Raw genomic sequence first — 15,399 nt, 5'->3', positions numbered from 1 at the left:
GCCGATGGGGACGCTGTCTCGGAGGCGGATTCTAGGTAGGGGTGGGGCGGGGGGATATGAGAAAACTCTCACTTTCCGGGTGGGATTGTGAGAGTTTGTTTTTGGGGGGCAGGGGCTTCAGGCACCAGGCTTGGGATGACTACGATGAATGCCCTCTAATACTAGTGCAACGCCCGCTCTCCGATCCTTGTAGTACTGTTGACCACCAAGTACTACATTCTCGGTCATTCTCCTTTCGTCCTCTAGCAGCCGCATTCTGATGCCGGAATCTCCGGACGTTGTATTAGTCCTTGAAGGAGGCGTCTCGCTTACGGCGTGGGTATAAGTCTCTACTTTATCTGCGCCCCTCTTCAGAACAGTCTCTTCGGAAAGTTGGTAACTGCGTTTTGGTACAGGTGCCTCGTATCTTGCTTCTGCTCCGTATTCAGAACCGGTGTAAGGCCTTTTTTGGGCTCGGCGCTCGGGACCTGGGTACCTGTCTTCCCAAATCAATCTTCGGCGCATGGGCAGGCGGGATTTCTGAATGGATGTCGGGACCTTTACCTCCGGTACCTTCGGCGCCTTCAACTTCGGAAGTGCAATAAGACTAAGTCCTAGCCCGATCCACCCCAACGTATCATTCGCCTGTTCATCCTGAACGAATATCCTCGCCGCCTCCGTCCCCGCGGCTGCCGCCATCGAGCCCCAGGTCACGATGTTCGCCACGGTATTAAAGGTGGAGACCACCATAGCGGTTGTTGTGCCTACCGCCTCAGCCACAGCAGCTATAAGCGGTCCAGCGTTAGCCGTGAAAATGGAAAGCAAGATACCAATGAATAGCGAGGCCCCGATTGATGCACCCATTACTCCATAGCTATTAACGAGGCTTTGCGGCCGATGCCCGCTCGGATCACTGAAAGCAATCGGGTTGCCCGCACAATACATATAGCAATTAAGGCCGCCGGCGCCGAAGGGGCTCATCGAGTCCGGGCTGTGAAAGCGCATCAGGCTCGGGTTATAGGCGCGGTAGCCGTTACCCAACAAGTACCACCCCGTGCTCTCAATCGCTTCACCGTTAAAAGCCAGCAAGCTTTGCAGCCCATTGTTTTCATCACGTTCGCCATAGGCTCCATAAACCACACTGCGCACGTCGCTGCCCTGGTTCTCGCCGATCACCGACCGCTTGGCGTCAGTCAGCAGCAACAGGGTCTGGCCGTCGTCGCTGGGGGTTTGTTGCCCCAGGGGCTGCCCCTCATGGTAGAGAAATTGAATATGATGATCGTCGTGCAAGGTGTCGGTAACCCGTGTTCCCTGATAGAAGCGCAGGGTCTGGCTGTCGCCTTGTGGCTGGACGGCTTGCAAGTTGTCATGGGGATCATAGCGGTACGCCGTCACCGACTGCCCCGTCGGCGTCATGACTTGCACTAGGCGCCCCTGGCTGTCATAGCGCAGCCGTAGACCGTTCTCGTCGTGCTCCAGGTTGCCGTCAGGGTCGTAGCTGAAACGGCTTTCCAGCTGTTGATAATCAGGATGGCTATGGCTGGCGCCGAGCAGTTGGCAAGGATCGTCTTCGGCAAAGGTGAAATGCGCGATGTCCAGGCTGCCATCGCTGAAAACCGTTCGCGTATAGATGATGTTGTCCAGTGCGTCGAATTCGAAATATTGACTGACGATGGCATTGCCGTAACGGTCCGTGGGCAAATCCGTGCCTGAACACCGATAGCGCTCCAGGCGTCCGCGCAGGTCATAGCTGTAGGTTTCCAGCAAGGCGCTGGCACCGCCGACCCGCAAGTGCCGGGTCTTCACGTTGCTGTCGGCCAGGTAGGTTAATTCGATTGAGCGTTCGGCTTCGATCGGTTGGTTTTGTACGTCCAGCAGCACCAGGGTGCGCAAGGTTTCGCGCCCCACTTCGTCGAATTCCAGGGTGGTGGTCAGGGTGTTGTTGGTCGCCTTGTCTTTACTGGTGGTGCGGTACACACGACCGATCGCGTCGTAGTCGAAGGCCGCGTGCAATTGACCTTGTTCAAGGCTGAGCAACCGCCCGTTGCGTCGGTCGTAATCCATGAGGGTCTGGTGGTTGCCGATGTCGGTGCGGCTCAGGCGACGCCCTTTGAGCGAAGTCTTGTAGCGGGTCGTATAGGTTTTGTTGTCGACGCCATCCTTCCAACTTTCGGCGACCAAACGACCGGCTTCGTCATAGGAAAAATGATATTCGCCCTGGCTGTTCTTCGAACTGTCGAGCCGGGCATCCAGCAGGTCGACGTCGAAAGTTGACTCATCGTCGGGGGCGGTGACAACGGTCGGTTTCTCGCTCAGGCCGAACTTGTATTGGTAGTTGATCGGATTGCCGGCCGGCCGAATGCGTTGCCTGGGTTGGAAATGGCCGGCTTCGTAGATCAATTGCTCGCTTCTGGCGCCTACCGTGACACCCACCAGTCGATCGAGGCCATCGAACCGTTGTTCGCCCAAGCGGCGAGTGGGCAGGTGAGTATTACCTGGCTTCACTTCGATCGAGGTGTGCAGTTCGGCCTGGCTGTGCTCGGCGTACGTGTGATGGACGGTGCTCAGGTCGGGCAGGGTGCTGTTGAGCAACCGCGCGAAGGCATCGTAGCGATGACGCGTGACCTGCCCGAGCGCGTCGACCTCCCGGGTGCAATTGCCCAGACCATCGTAATTGAACGAGCTCAGGCTGATACGCCGCCCGTCCACGCCGATCTGTTCGACGCTGACGGTTTTTTCGAAACGATTGGTAATGGTCCGGGTCCGGGCGGTGCCGTCGATCCATTCTTCGGTGGTAAAGGCAATTGGATTGTTGAGGGTCCACTCCTTCACCCCGTCGGGCCGGGTAACGCTGTCCTGCAGCCCCCACAGGTCGTAGGTGTAGGACGAGGTCAAGCTAAGGTCGGTGGTTTCCAGCCAGTCGATGTCCGTTTCCTCGATCAAAAAGCCCTTGGCGTTGTATTTTGCGGTGTAGATGTCCCGGTAGCTGCCGCCGGAGTGGTCGACGTCTTCCATCTCTTCACGCACCGCCCGGCTCATCCCGTCGAAGTGCGTGCGCACCCTGACTCCCTTGACGTCCTCCATCTGCTGGTAGGCCTGGGTGGTTATCGGGTTTTGTCCCGCGTCGGCCGGACGAATCAGGCGGTAGCTGTAGCGACGCGTCGCCGGGTAGTCGCTATTGGGCGCCTGGGTTTCGCTCAGCACCCGGTTCAGGGCGTCGTAGCGGTAGCTGTGTTCAATGCCGTTTTCAGTGACTAGCAAAGGTTCGCCGTTGAGCATCGAACGCTCGTCGACCACCGTGCGCAAGGCATCGTCGACATTCGACGAGAAGCGTTGCTCGGTGCGCAGGGATTGGTTGGCGGGGTTTTTCTCGTAGCTGTAATCGATGACCGAGCTGGGGCCGGTGTCACTGCCCATCGTGATGGTTTGCCGAGCCCGTCGGCCGTGGGTCAGCGGGTTGGCGGGGGCGTTGACGTAGCCAAAGACTGTACGTGAAAGTTGCCGTTCCGTTGGTTCTTGAGATTCGAAAGGGGAAGACGAAGCCGGCGCCTCGATCAATTCATACAGGCGCTCCTCCACCACAGACAACCAGGACGCCGTGATCGGGCTGCTGCTGATGGTAGGCATCGCTTCATAACGAAACCGGGTGCGCTTGGCCGAGGCGCCGGGCTCCAGGTCCGGGATGCGCTCGGGGTCGTTTGACGGCGTGACCATTTTCTCCCGCACATGCCGTACAAAGCCGTAAGGGTCCCGAGGGCAAAAACCTTCGACACCCTCGACGGGATAGTAGGCGATGGTCTCGGTAAGACCGGTGGGTTCGATGCGCAGCGTCTGGTTGCCATGGATGTCGTATTCGCTGATCTCCTTGTCCAGGCGCCAGAAACGCGGGTCATCGCTGAGGGCCCACAGCGTCGAGGTTTGCCTGGGTAGCTGGCATTGGCGAGGCTGGTTGTCGAATGACAGCTTGTCGTCGTCATCGGCATAGTACCGTGTCCGAATGGTTTTCTGATGGTTGCCTTGGGCGATGACTTCCTGGGTCTGCAAGTGAAAACGGTTGAAAGTGCGGGTGATGCTGCGCACCGTGTCGCCCCCCATCATCAGGCTTTCGGTGGAGCCGTAGGTGTAGGGTTCGAGGACCTTGAACAGGTTGTCCAGGCCTTCGTCATCCCAGTCGATCGAGCTGCCATAACCCAGGAAGTTGTGGCCATCGGCGCTGTAGCTGTACTTCACGGTAATGGGCGCGTTGCCACCGCCTGGGTCGGTGATGTGGTCGGTCACCCTGGGTAGTTTGCGCTGCGTGTCGCGGCCGGGAAAACCATGGCCTTCGTCGTTGTACATCACGGTTTCATGGGCGCCCAACGGCGTCCACACTTCGCGGATGCAGTTCAACTCTCTCTCCGTCCGGTATACGAAGCGCCAGCCGGCCCCTTCGGTAGTCGGCAGAGTGATTCGGTCCACGCGATCACTTATCAAATTCAGGATTACCTCCGCCGAAGGGGTTCCGTTGACGATGCCCAGCGCGAACTTGACGGTATTTGCGTTGGTGTCTCGGGTGACTCGCAGCACTGCACCGGTAGTGTCGCGCATGCCACTGAGCATGGGCTTGCCATTGACGGAAATGTACTCGAGGGTGACCTCGTGCCCCTGCGGGGAATACAGCTTGACCGGCACCGCCACCTGCGGGCTGGCCCCCTTCGGTTCCAATATTTCCACCAGTCCCGATTTATGCACGACCTTGAATTGGTTATCGGGCAGGGTAAACAAGTGGAAGTTTTCTATTTTCTGCTCTTTCATCCGCAGGCGATTGACGAAACCGGGATAGGGGCCCGTGACTTTGAATGTTTCGCCTGAGTGCAACGAGATGATTTGGGTACTGGGCGCATATTGCGTCAGGCCCATTTCCCAGCCCAGGCCAAAACCGGCGTTGACCGTGTTGAGGGGGTTGAAGTTGAGTGTCAGGGGCACCACCGGGCCGCTGAGTTCGCAGGTTTTGACTTCGGGTAGCGATAAGGAAACGGTGTATTGGCCCGTGCGCGCGTCGACTCCGGATTGAACGAAGCTGAGGAAGTTGAAGGCGTTGGAGTGGACGGCGGTTGAGGTGGCCATGGATGAACTCGCTATTTAAATATAAGTTTATTTATCATTTTCAATGCGCACACATGATAGTTTTCCGTGGACTTGTCCATCCTGACGATATCTTATTTTCAAGATGCCAGGTTCAACGAGTGTGTCGTTGGGAACATTGGCCATTGCTGTGATATCTATATAGTCTGTCGTGGTGGGATTTTTGATCGTGCGGACCTCTATTTCCCAGCCTTCATCGTCGAGGCAGTAGTCATTTTTTTTATCATCGAAAAAAGTAATGTTGAGAGCCGAAGGAACATCGACGAACTTAACGGTGTACGCTTGATCGTTAGTACAGCCTCTTCTGTCAACGGCATGATCACCTACGGTTGCAGGAATACTGCACTCGCGGATGCCATCAGCCTCACGAACCTTAATGTATCCTGCAGCATTGCTCGCGGTGATTATGCAATGGGAACCTATTAGACTAAATAAAAGAAGGGTAAAGCTCTTTTTGAAAGTGTTCATTTTAAGGATCCTTCTGACATCAGGTTTTAGACGGTGCGGCTCTCATAAAACCTAACAGAAAATTCCCCCCCGGAAACCTAACACTTCTGATAGTTCCAAAGCCGCTCGTTCAGGCGTAAACCTAAAAGACAGAACCCTGGTAGATGTCTTCCCTTCGCTGAAAAAATTCTTTAAGCAAAGCATAAGGAACCCAGAACATGACGATTCGGACGCAGGCAAACCAAGCGCCGACCATTCCCACGTTGGGGCCGGACAACGCCATCGACCTGGACAGCCTTGGCACGCAAGACCTGCAAACATTCGTCAAGTACGACGGCATAGCCGACGCCGACATGATCGTCATCAGTTGGTTCGGTTGTGGCGAGCACGGTGATATCGTCGACAAGTTCAATGACGAGGCCGAGGTGCGCGACGACGAGCTGACCCCCGACGGCATGCCGGTGATGATCGAGAACAGCGTCCTGCATCAGCTTCGCAACGGCAGCGTTTTCTACTCGTATCGGGTGCGCAAACCCGGCGGAACAGCGGGCGACGAATCGTTGCGCTTGTTTTTCTTTGTCGGCAGGCGTCCCAGGGCCGCGGCAGCGTTGCCCGTGGTGCAGATCCGGGATTCCCATGACCTGCATGTGGACCTGGAAACTGCAGAGACGATCATTACACCCTGGGTGGTGCCCTATCAGGCGATGTCGGTGGGCGATACGGTTACCCTGCATTGCCGCAGGTTTTACCCGGACGGCAGCGAATACACCCCCGCCCTGGCCTATCCGACTGTTGTCCGGGAGGGTGAGCCGGGCAAGCCGCTTGGCCTGTTTCTCAACCGCTCCGACCTGTTGCGGGTCGAAGACGGCTCGATGGAGTTGTACTACGGCATCCAATACGCCGGTGCCGCGCAAGAAACTACGTTCTCCACCCGGCAAACCTTCCAACTCCTGGCGCCAAGCGCGGCGATGTTGCCGGCCTTGACGATCGTCGGCCATAGCGGTGGCACGATCAACCCATTGCTGTTTCCCGATGGATTGCCGCTGCGCATCGAAGGTTATCCGGGCATGGCCATCGGTGATGAACTGCTCTGCCATGCCTCGTCGTCAATCAGCAGCGTAGAGCCGATCGTGTTGCGGGCCAGTGTCGACGCATCGACGCTGGACAAAGGTTTTTTCGAATTCATGCTCGATGTGCAGTGGCTCGACGCGAGCCAGGGTGCCGGAATCGACTTGCGTTATGAATACGCCTGGGCCGGCACGGCGCTCTCGGCCACGCCGTACCAGGCCAATGTGCGGACACCGTTGAATCTTCCCATGGTCATCGTCGATAAAGCCCGCCCCGACCTGGACGATCCGGTGCCGGGTGAAGGCGTATTGGATGTCCTGCTCTTAAGCGCATCCGGCGTGACCATCGATATAGACCCGCTAGCCAACTACGGCCCCGATGACGAAGTCAACGTGTATTGGGACGGCTACGGCACCAGCGGTAAATACATCGCACTGGCGCCCGTGAGCCCGGGAGGGCGTACCTACAACATTTCGCCGGAACACATTCCCGCGAACCTGGGCAGGGCGGTGCCGGTGTATTACACCGTCCTGCAGGATGGCGATCCCGGGCCGGTCAAGTCACAAGTTTTCACAGTGCGTATATTACCGATCGAGAAGACACGTTATCCCACCATTCAATCAGCGCAAGCCCAACAGACCAATGGAACTATACGTATTAGTCAAATTGCTACCGGGGGCGAGTTGTTTACCCTGCCCGGCTGGCCTTATATGCGCGCCGGCCAAGTTGTCAATGCGGTCATCATTGGTGAAGGCAACGATGACTTACCCCAGACGGTTCCCATTTTTACCAATCACCCTGTTAGTGCTGCTGAAGTCACGAATCGGAAAATAGAAGCAAGGGTTGCGGCTTCAGCCTTCCAGGTTTTTAAACTCGGCAACATCAGTGTGCAAGTCGTCATTACTTATGAAGCAGGCGCGGATACGGAGTACACGCCCGCAAATTTCACATTGGCCAATTGAGAGTAAATATCATGGCCGCGATCCGGAAAACGCTTGGAGAGTATTTGCAATGGGCCGCACTCAAACCCCGAACCAGCGGGTGGAGTGCGTGGGTGGCTTATGATCGGGTCAAATGTAATCAGTTGCTGTTGCAGGAATACATCGAGAAGCACGATGAACACTCAGCGATGCCACCTATCGATGGAGCCTATTGGACAGGCGAGCATACCTGGAGTTGGCTACTTGACTATGTCACTGATGTACCCCGCTTGAGTTTCGAGAACGACCCAGACGAGCAGGCCGCCGAAGTCAACATGAGCGTGGCCATCCTGGGTGGCCGGAAAATATCGCTGGACGATACGTCTGGCTACGCTCAGGTCAATAGCATCCATTGCTTCGATCCGTTGGATTTTCCGCGCTTGGAGGCTGAGCGGGTACTGCTCAAGGATGTTCAGGGCAGCGTTGACCAAGCGGGCAAGGTGATGCTGGACCTGGGCGATCCGGTTTCCCAGCGCTATAGCTGGGAAGTCACAGACGATTGGCGCGCGCCTGAGCGCCGGATGGCCGGGGAGTTTTTCAAGCGCAAGTTCAGGGAAACCGAGCCGGTCCGGCGGACCTTTTCCCTGGGTACGTTGGCATGGACCGCCCAAGACTTCATGAAGCCCCGGTCCTTCAGGCTGCGTACGCTTATGGAAGAGGGTGCGGCTATGCGCGGCGCGGTGAACTACGGCAACGGTGCTATAGAAATGCGTATTGCCCTGGGTGACCAGCAGCAGGGCGGTTACCCGGGAGGGGATTGGGTGTACCCCCTGCCGAGTGATCGACCTGATCTGGATGCGTTAATAGTGTTCGGTTCCCACTTCTTCATGCACAGCATCATCGGTAAGGGCACGGCCAGGGCGTTCAATGCACCCGATGCTCAATTTGACAGTAGGACCGATCGCAAAGGTTTCGTCGAGTGGTTGGGAGTTAAGTCTGGTACTGAAGGGTATTTGGAAATTCCACCGTTCGAAGCTGGCATTGGCGACAAGAAAGTAACGTTCAGCCAATATAAATGCCCGATTTATATCAGCCAGGATTATCGACTCACGATGACCCTTGATCGACGGGCGGATGGATCGCTATCGTTGGACGTGGGGATGGGAAGTGCCAATACAAAGCGCTTGGTGATATGTACCGTGAATGGAATTCCCTTCCACTGTCTAATGGGTCTTGGCTTCAGCGGCACTTATCGTTTTTCGCTGGATCGAGCGTCGCACCGTCTGCAAGTAAGTTTGGAGTCGGCTCAAGCGACTGTCGATTTTTATCCAAATGTGCTACTGCCATGGGACGTGGCTGCCTATATGCGTTCAGGCGAGTTCAATACGGGGTTAACGAGTCTCGTCGGCCTTGTAGTTAGGCAAATATTCAACGGGCTCGAGGCAATCGACGCGTTCATTCTCGATACGCTTCTTTTTAACGCCGAGAATGCCGTACAACTCAAGATGGCTAGCCTGACGGGGGAAATGTTTTTTTTCGGTTCCATCGGCGTTCGCTTGGGGACGTTTGCCATCGATCCGGTAGAAGTCCTGTTGAGCCACGGTCAAGCCTATCGTTTCAAGACAATACCAGAAACACCGGAGGTCAAATGGAGGGTGGAGGGACTTGAAGGTAGTACGACGAATGTGGGGCACATAAATGCAGATACCGGCGCCTATATCGCGCCTGCATCGCAGATCAATGGGGCTTACCAACGAATCAAGATCGTTGCGACGGGCCCTGGTAATCACCATGTCAGCAGGGCTTTGGTCACGGTAGTGGCCAGGGCTATTACACTCAATCCTCTGATCGAGATCTGTAACGCTTCCGAGGAAAATGGAAAAACAGAGACCCGTCAGTTCAGCGCCCATAGCATGGACGGTGACTTGAGGTGGAGCGTCATCGGTGGCGGAAGTATCGACCCGACAGCCAATGAATACGGGGAGAATATCTACCGCGCCCCGCTGGAAAAAGAGCCTGGGGTACCCACGTTCACCTTAGACGAAGTAGTTGTGGAAAACACAACGACTGGCCAACAACAGAGTTCTTTTGTGGTGGTCAAGCACTTCTCACAAACGCTGTCTATAACACTGGATTATCAGGGGCTTCCAGCAAATCAGGCAAAATTAATTGCCAAAAGGAACGGCTCGCCTATTTCACAGGGACTGACATGGTTCTGTATGCCTGAAGATGCTGGATCAATTGATTCTATTACTGGGGTCTTCACCGCGAGAGAAACAACCAAAAGTCAGTTTGTTTTAATAAAGGCTCGGCAGTATGCGCCTGACTATGAAGTTGACGACGACGGATTTTCTCTCCAGCCGTTACCGCTCGTGCCGTTCCCTATTAAACCTGCCCCGGAAACTTTCAACGAAAACACAGTAAACGGTCGTACCGTTTGCCCCCGCATACCATGTGCCAACGCACTTGCCAGCTCATCCGGTGGGTACAGCGGCAATCCTGTCATTTAACGATACGAGGATAAATACCATGTCCGCACCGAAAAAAACGCTCGCCGAATATCTGCAATGGGCCGCGCTCAGGCCTCGTACGAGTGAATGGAGTGCGCTGGTGGCTTATGATAAAGGCAAATGCAACCAGTTACTGTTGCAGGAGTACATTGAAAAGCACGATAAACACTCGGTAATGCCCCCTATTAATGAAGCTTACGCGTCGGGAGAGACCGATTGGAGTTGGTTGATCGATTATGTCACCGATGCGCCACGCTTGAGTTTTGACAATAATCCGGACCCTAACTCCGCCGAAGTCAATATGAAGATGGCCATTATGGGGGGTAAAAATATTAAGATGGATGACGTGGCCGGGTTTGCTCAGGTCAATAGGATCAGCTCCTTCGACCCGTTGGACCATCCAGAGTTGAGCGCTGACCGGGTTCTGCTCAAGGATATTCAGGGTAATGTCACTAGGGATGGGGAGGTGGTGCTGGACTTGGGCGATGCTCGTTCCCAGCGCTATATCTGGGAGGTGAAAGGCGATCGGATCGAGCATCAACGACGGATGGCCGGGGCTTTCTTCAAACGTAAGTTCAGAGAAGCTGATGAGGAACGGCGTACGTTTACCTTGGGTACTTTGGCGCCGACGACTCAAGACTTCATGAAACCCCAGTCGTTCAAGCTGCGTACCATTATGGAGGAGGGGGCGGCTGCACGTGGGGCGGCAAACTTCGGCAATGGTGCCGTTGAAATGCGTATTAGGATGGATGATGAGTTAGAGGGCGGGATGCCAGGCGAAGACTGGGCGTACCCCATCCCAAGTGACCGACCCGATTTCGATGCGTTGATGATATTCGGCACTCGTTTTTTTATGCACGGTATTATTGGCAAGGGGACGGCGAGAGCATTCAATGCGTCGACGGCTCAGTTTGACAGTGAGACCAATAACCAAAGTTTCGTCTATAAAATTAAAGTCAAGGCCGGAACCACTGGGGATTTAGCGATACCGTCATTTGAAGCGACGGTGGGCAATAGGAAGGTACGTTTCTCCGGATATAAAATACCGATTTACATAGATGCGAATAATCTGCTCACCATGACGCTTTTTTATACCTTGGACGGTTCACCCTATTTCAGAGTGGGTATGGGTGGCAAAGGATTTATGCGGGAAATGACATGTACCGTAGATGATCTGTCGTCAACGATTATGATGGGCGTTGGGTTGAACGGAAATTTTCAGTTTTCGCTTGATGAGGCTTCGCGTCGGCTTAAGGTCGAAGTTGCCGAATATCAGGCACCTATCGAAGTCGGTAATTTGTCAAGTTTGCCTTCTGATGTTCAGACATATATGACGTTGCCTGTGTTCCGGAGTTTAGTGGGTGATAATATTTCCAACGCGGCCATGACCTTGTTTAACGGTCTCGATGCGATCGATATATTCGTCCTGAACACGCTTTTTTTCAACAGCGAAGATGCCGTAGAACTCAAGTCCCTGCACCTCACCGGAGAAATGGCTATTTTCGGTTCTATCAATCCTCGTTTGACTACGTTTGCCATCGACCCCATGGAAATCATGCTGACTTACGACCAGAACCACACATTCAAGACGGTGCCGCCGACAGTAGGGGGGGTCAAGTGGAGTGTCGAGGATCTTGACGGTAGTACAGTGGGTGCCGGGCGAATCAATGAAACGACAGGTGTTTATACGGCGCCTTCGTTGACCGAGATCGAAGGAACTTACAAACGGGTCAAAGTAACTGCGACCGGACCCGGCAATGATCCTCATATCAGCAGGGCTTTAGTCACGGTAGTGGCCAGGGCTATTACACTCAATCCTCTGATCGAGATCTGTAACGCTTCCAAGGTAAATGAAGAAACACAGACCCGTCAGCTTAGCGCTCATAGCATGAGCGGTGTCTTGACGTGGAGCGTCATCGGTGATGGCAGTATCGACCCGACAGCCAATGAGTACGGGGAAAATACTTACCGCGCCCCGCTGACAAAAATGCCTGGAGCCCCCACGTTCACCATAGACGAAGTAGTTGTGGAAAACACAACGACTGGCCAACAACAGAAATCTTTTATGGTGGTCAAGCACTTCTCACAAGTGCTGTCTGTAACACTGGAATACCAGGGGCTTCCACCAAAACAGGCTAAATTAATTGCCAAAAGGAACGGCACGCCTATTACAGCGGGACTGTCATGGTCCTGTATGCCTGAAGATGCGGGATCAATTGATTCTATTACGGGGATCTTCACCGCGAGTGAAACAACCAATAGTCAGTTTGTTTTAATAAAGGCTCGGCAGCATGTGCCTGACTATGCAATTGACGACGACGGATTTTCTATTCAGCCGTTACCGCTCGCTCCCTTGCCGCCGAAACCTCAACAGGAAGACCCGCAAACGTCTGCTATCGATGAGCTAAAAAACCTATTGAGCGACGCCGCTGGAAAACTGGAAGAGCTCTATCTGGACTCCACTGCCCGTGAAAAGGCCAAGGAGCTTTTGGACAACGTCGCGTCACTTGTCGAGGACAATCAAAATGACCAGTAATTCTCTTGCCGATATCGTTGAAAAAATGAAAGCAGGCTCGATTACCCGTGGCTGGGGCGCCGTGTGTGCTTTCAATCGTGAGCGGCTTAATAGGGTACTCCAGCAACAATGGTTGGAAAAGTACGATGGCGCCAGCTATTTGCCGGTATTTTCCGGCAGGATGGACCTTAATGACTCAGGCACCGAATATGGCGTGATGACGCAAGTCATGCTGGGTAAACCCTTACTGTCGTTCGAGCCCGCACGGCTAGACACTTCCCGAGCAAAGTTGACGTTAAGTATTTTGGGCGGGAACTTTAGTGTTCATGAAAGAAGCCGTGGCTTGTTGTACGAATTCGATATTACCGAGGCTCATGGCTATACACTGACCGTAGAGCTGGATCTTTCGTTGGTGGTGGGCGTGGTCGACCGCCTGGGCAGGGTGACACTGGACTTGTCCAAAGGGGCCCGATTCTCTTGCAATCTCGCGGGGCCGGCGACAAGCCAGACCAAAATTGGCGCGTACTTCGATGAGCGTTTCAAGGCACTGCCACCTGAACGGCAGGTTTATGTGCTAGGTATTCTCGACCTCAAAGGGCGCAGTGATTTGACCCCGACGAATTTTATTGTGCTGACCCAGCGGGCACCCGGGGCGGAAGTGGCGGGAGCGAAAAACGCGGCCGATGGCGCCGTGGTCGTCATGATAAAGCTCAGGGGGAGCGAATACGGAGGAGAAATTCCGCCTCTGACCTTTCCGTATCTGATTCCCGATGACGGTGACTATTCGGCAACCATGGTGCTGGCCGAAGAGTACGTCTCGAGATCCGACGATGACAAACTGGCGCTTATCCAGAGCCTGCTGTTTCCCGGCGAAAAAAACGTGTTCGTGGAGCATTCCCGTCATGTTCCCAAGGACTTGGTGATATTCGGCAGTCTGGATCCCTCCAGGACGTCGTTGACCATCGAGCCCGGGGTTCATGTCATGAAGGCCGGTAGCGTGCCGTTTGAATACAAGGCTTATCTTAACGGCACCGCGAAAAGCGTTACATGGAGCGTCAGGAGCCTTAATTCGAATACGTCGGCGGGTACGATCAATGCGACCACCGGTTTTTACCAGCCCGTTTCCGCTGCCGAGCTAGGCCGGGATCTGGTGCGCAATATCGTTACGGCCTCCTACATAGATCCTCAGACGCAAATCGAGCACGAGGTTCAGGCCTTGTTGCTGGTCTCTACCCGATCGATGACTATTTCCCCAGGGGTCGTGTCACGCATAGAGGGGCAGACAACAAGTACCGTGACCTTCGTCGCGACAGCGCTGAGGGGGGCGACACTGACCTGGAAAGAACCCCTGTATGGAACGCTCTCCGTGTCGGGTCATACCGCCACTTATACACCTCCATCGGCCGCCCAGTTGCTGGCGTTGCCCGAGTTCACCGTTGTCGACACCATTACCGTCGAGGATGACACCGGTGAGACGGTTGAGGCTTCGGTGGTGCTGACGCGGGTTGCGCCCACGCTGGATATAGAGCCGCGGTTTAGCGCGAGAGTGGGGCGCTCTGCGAGCGTGACGTTAACGGAAATGTCGGGTGCTCCAGACACTTTTACGCGCACTTGGCAAGTGATTGGAGAGGGGACGGTCAGCGACGATGGCACCTATACCGCCCCGACGACACCTCATCGACCCTACGATATCGTTAGGTGTGAGATCTCTCATCCAGATTTCGGACTCTTGTTTGCGGGCTACAGCACCATAAAACTGGCCGCCCATATCGAGGAGCCTGGTTGGTCGGCCCTTACGCGTTTTGATTTGGATACATTGCGTTCGGATCAAGCGTTCGCCAATGGCTTTCAACAAATACCGCTCCAGATAAGCATTGAAACTAATGGCGCCCGGCTGACCCCGGACGAAGAAGATTCGTTGAAGATGGTCTATGTCCGTTCAAACCAATACGTCCCCGAGCTGCCGGCTCTGCAGGAAGGCATTGCAGAGGATGCGCCGGGCAATGATAAAGAATGGGCGCAAACGAGGATTGGCAACCGTTTCAAGCCCTTTCCGAGCTCGAGTTCCAGCGCAACACCGCCGCGAACCGATGAGCCTGCAGCGTTACCCAACAGAATCGATCTTTTCATGCAGACTCGCGCCGCTCAACCGACCCAGTTTTACGCGGTATTTGATGACGAACTGGGAAATCCCTGGAGCTCGGACGTTTACCCAGGGGATGAGAATGGAATCATTCTTCTTAAGCCTGTTCCCGCGCCATCCCCTAACATCGATAACTATAAATTGACGCGTCAGCGTGTGGCGGGCGGCGGAGGGAGCGATCCGGACAGTGATCATGACTTCGACTGGTTTTTGAAGACAACGGACTACTGGGCATTGACTTATCTGCGTGAAAATCAAGTCGGTGTCGATTTCCTGACGGCCGAAGTACGAGGGTTTCAATCTATCGTGCAATGGGAGAGCCCGGCCCCCAACGAAACCATGTTCAGTTACACCGGCTATGGTTATGGCGATCCGAAAAAACCGAATGAAGCGAGTGTCATGCACTACGATTCGCTATTGGTCGAAAATCTTGGTCTGCCAGTCAAAAACGACATGGAGCCCGGGCATTCCCTGGCCGCAGGTAAGTTCAGGGTTGGTTTGTTTCGCCTAGAGCATTCTGATGGTATTCGGCAGGATCGGCGGGTCAAGTTGCATCCGCTAAGGTCTGCGAAGTTAAAGGTTTATTTAACCGATGACGAAGGTAATCACCACAAAATCGCTATTGGTTTTCCTAGTGCGGACCGCAATCGGTTATATGTGGACTTCATCGGGCCTGAGGAAAAGGTATAGGTC

At 54.7% G+C, this 15,399-nt stretch carries 6 protein-coding genes; 4 read left to right on the top strand and 2 right to left on the bottom strand.

Translation table 11 applies throughout. The features are described 5' to 3' along the window. Window positions 1–117: 117 nt before the first annotated feature. Complete coding sequence (locus AACY42_RS00195; RefSeq protein WP_339475107.1) at window positions 118–5,085, bottom strand: RHS repeat domain-containing protein; 4,968 nt, start codon at window positions 5,083–5,085, stop codon at window positions 118–120. A gap of 27 nt (window positions 5,086–5,112) precedes the next feature. After that, entirely contained in the window at window positions 5,113–5,571 is a 459-nt protein-coding gene (locus AACY42_RS00190) for a hypothetical protein (protein WP_339475104.1), read from the bottom strand. 197 nt (window positions 5,572–5,768) lie between these two features. Between AACY42_RS00190 and AACY42_RS00185 the strand changes: the two genes are divergently transcribed. The 4 genes from AACY42_RS00185 to AACY42_RS00170 are packed head-to-tail and all read left to right on the top strand — an operon-like array spanning window position 5,769 to window position 15,396. Further along, window positions 5,769–7,580 (top strand): hypothetical protein, encoded by a 1,812-nt coding sequence (locus tag AACY42_RS00185; protein ID WP_339475102.1) that lies wholly within the window; start codon window positions 5,769–5,771, stop codon window positions 7,578–7,580. Between the two features lie 11 nt (window positions 7,581–7,591). Next, window positions 7,592–10,048, top strand: a complete 2,457-nt coding sequence (locus tag AACY42_RS00180; RefSeq protein WP_339475101.1) for a hypothetical protein — start codon at window positions 7,592–7,594, stop codon at window positions 10,046–10,048. Window positions 10,049–10,067: 19 nt separating this feature from the next. Further along, window positions 10,068–12,584, top strand: a complete 2,517-nt coding sequence (locus AACY42_RS00175) for a hypothetical protein (protein WP_339475099.1) — start codon at window positions 10,068–10,070, stop codon at window positions 12,582–12,584. Continuing rightward, the gene (locus AACY42_RS00170) at window positions 12,574–15,396 is read left to right on the top strand and encodes a hypothetical protein (protein WP_339475097.1); all 2,823 of its coding nucleotides are present in this window, start codon (window positions 12,574–12,576) and stop codon (window positions 15,394–15,396) included. The genes AACY42_RS00175 and AACY42_RS00170 overlap by 11 nt, the downstream gene beginning before the upstream one ends. Window positions 15,397–15,399 lie beyond the last annotated feature (3 nt).

It is taken from the genome of Pseudomonas sp. RL_5y_Pfl2_73 (assembly GCF_963970515.1).
Taxonomy (GTDB): domain Bacteria; phylum Pseudomonadota; class Gammaproteobacteria; order Pseudomonadales; family Pseudomonadaceae; genus Aquipseudomonas.
Note: the sequence above shows the minus strand (reverse complement) of the source record. Positions and strands in the feature narration are given on the sequence as shown.

Bases quoted from the DNA above. Each gene is read 5' to 3' on its own strand.
- AACY42_RS00195 (WP_339475107.1), bottom strand. From the start codon at position 5,085: ATGGCCACCTCAACCGCCGTCCACTCCAACGCCTTCAACTTCCTCAGC.
- AACY42_RS00190 (WP_339475104.1), bottom strand. From the start codon at position 5,571: ATGAACACTTTCAAAAAGAGCTTTACCCTTCTTTTATTTAGTCTAATA.
- AACY42_RS00185 (WP_339475102.1), top strand. From the start codon at position 5,769: ATGACGATTCGGACGCAGGCAAACCAAGCGCCGACCATTCCCACGTTG.
- AACY42_RS00180 (WP_339475101.1), top strand. From the start codon at position 7,592: ATGGCCGCGATCCGGAAAACGCTTGGAGAGTATTTGCAATGGGCCGCA.
- AACY42_RS00175 (WP_339475099.1), top strand. From the start codon at position 10,068: ATGTCCGCACCGAAAAAAACGCTCGCCGAATATCTGCAATGGGCCGCG.
- AACY42_RS00170 (WP_339475097.1), top strand. From the start codon at position 12,574: ATGACCAGTAATTCTCTTGCCGATATCGTTGAAAAAATGAAAGCAGGC.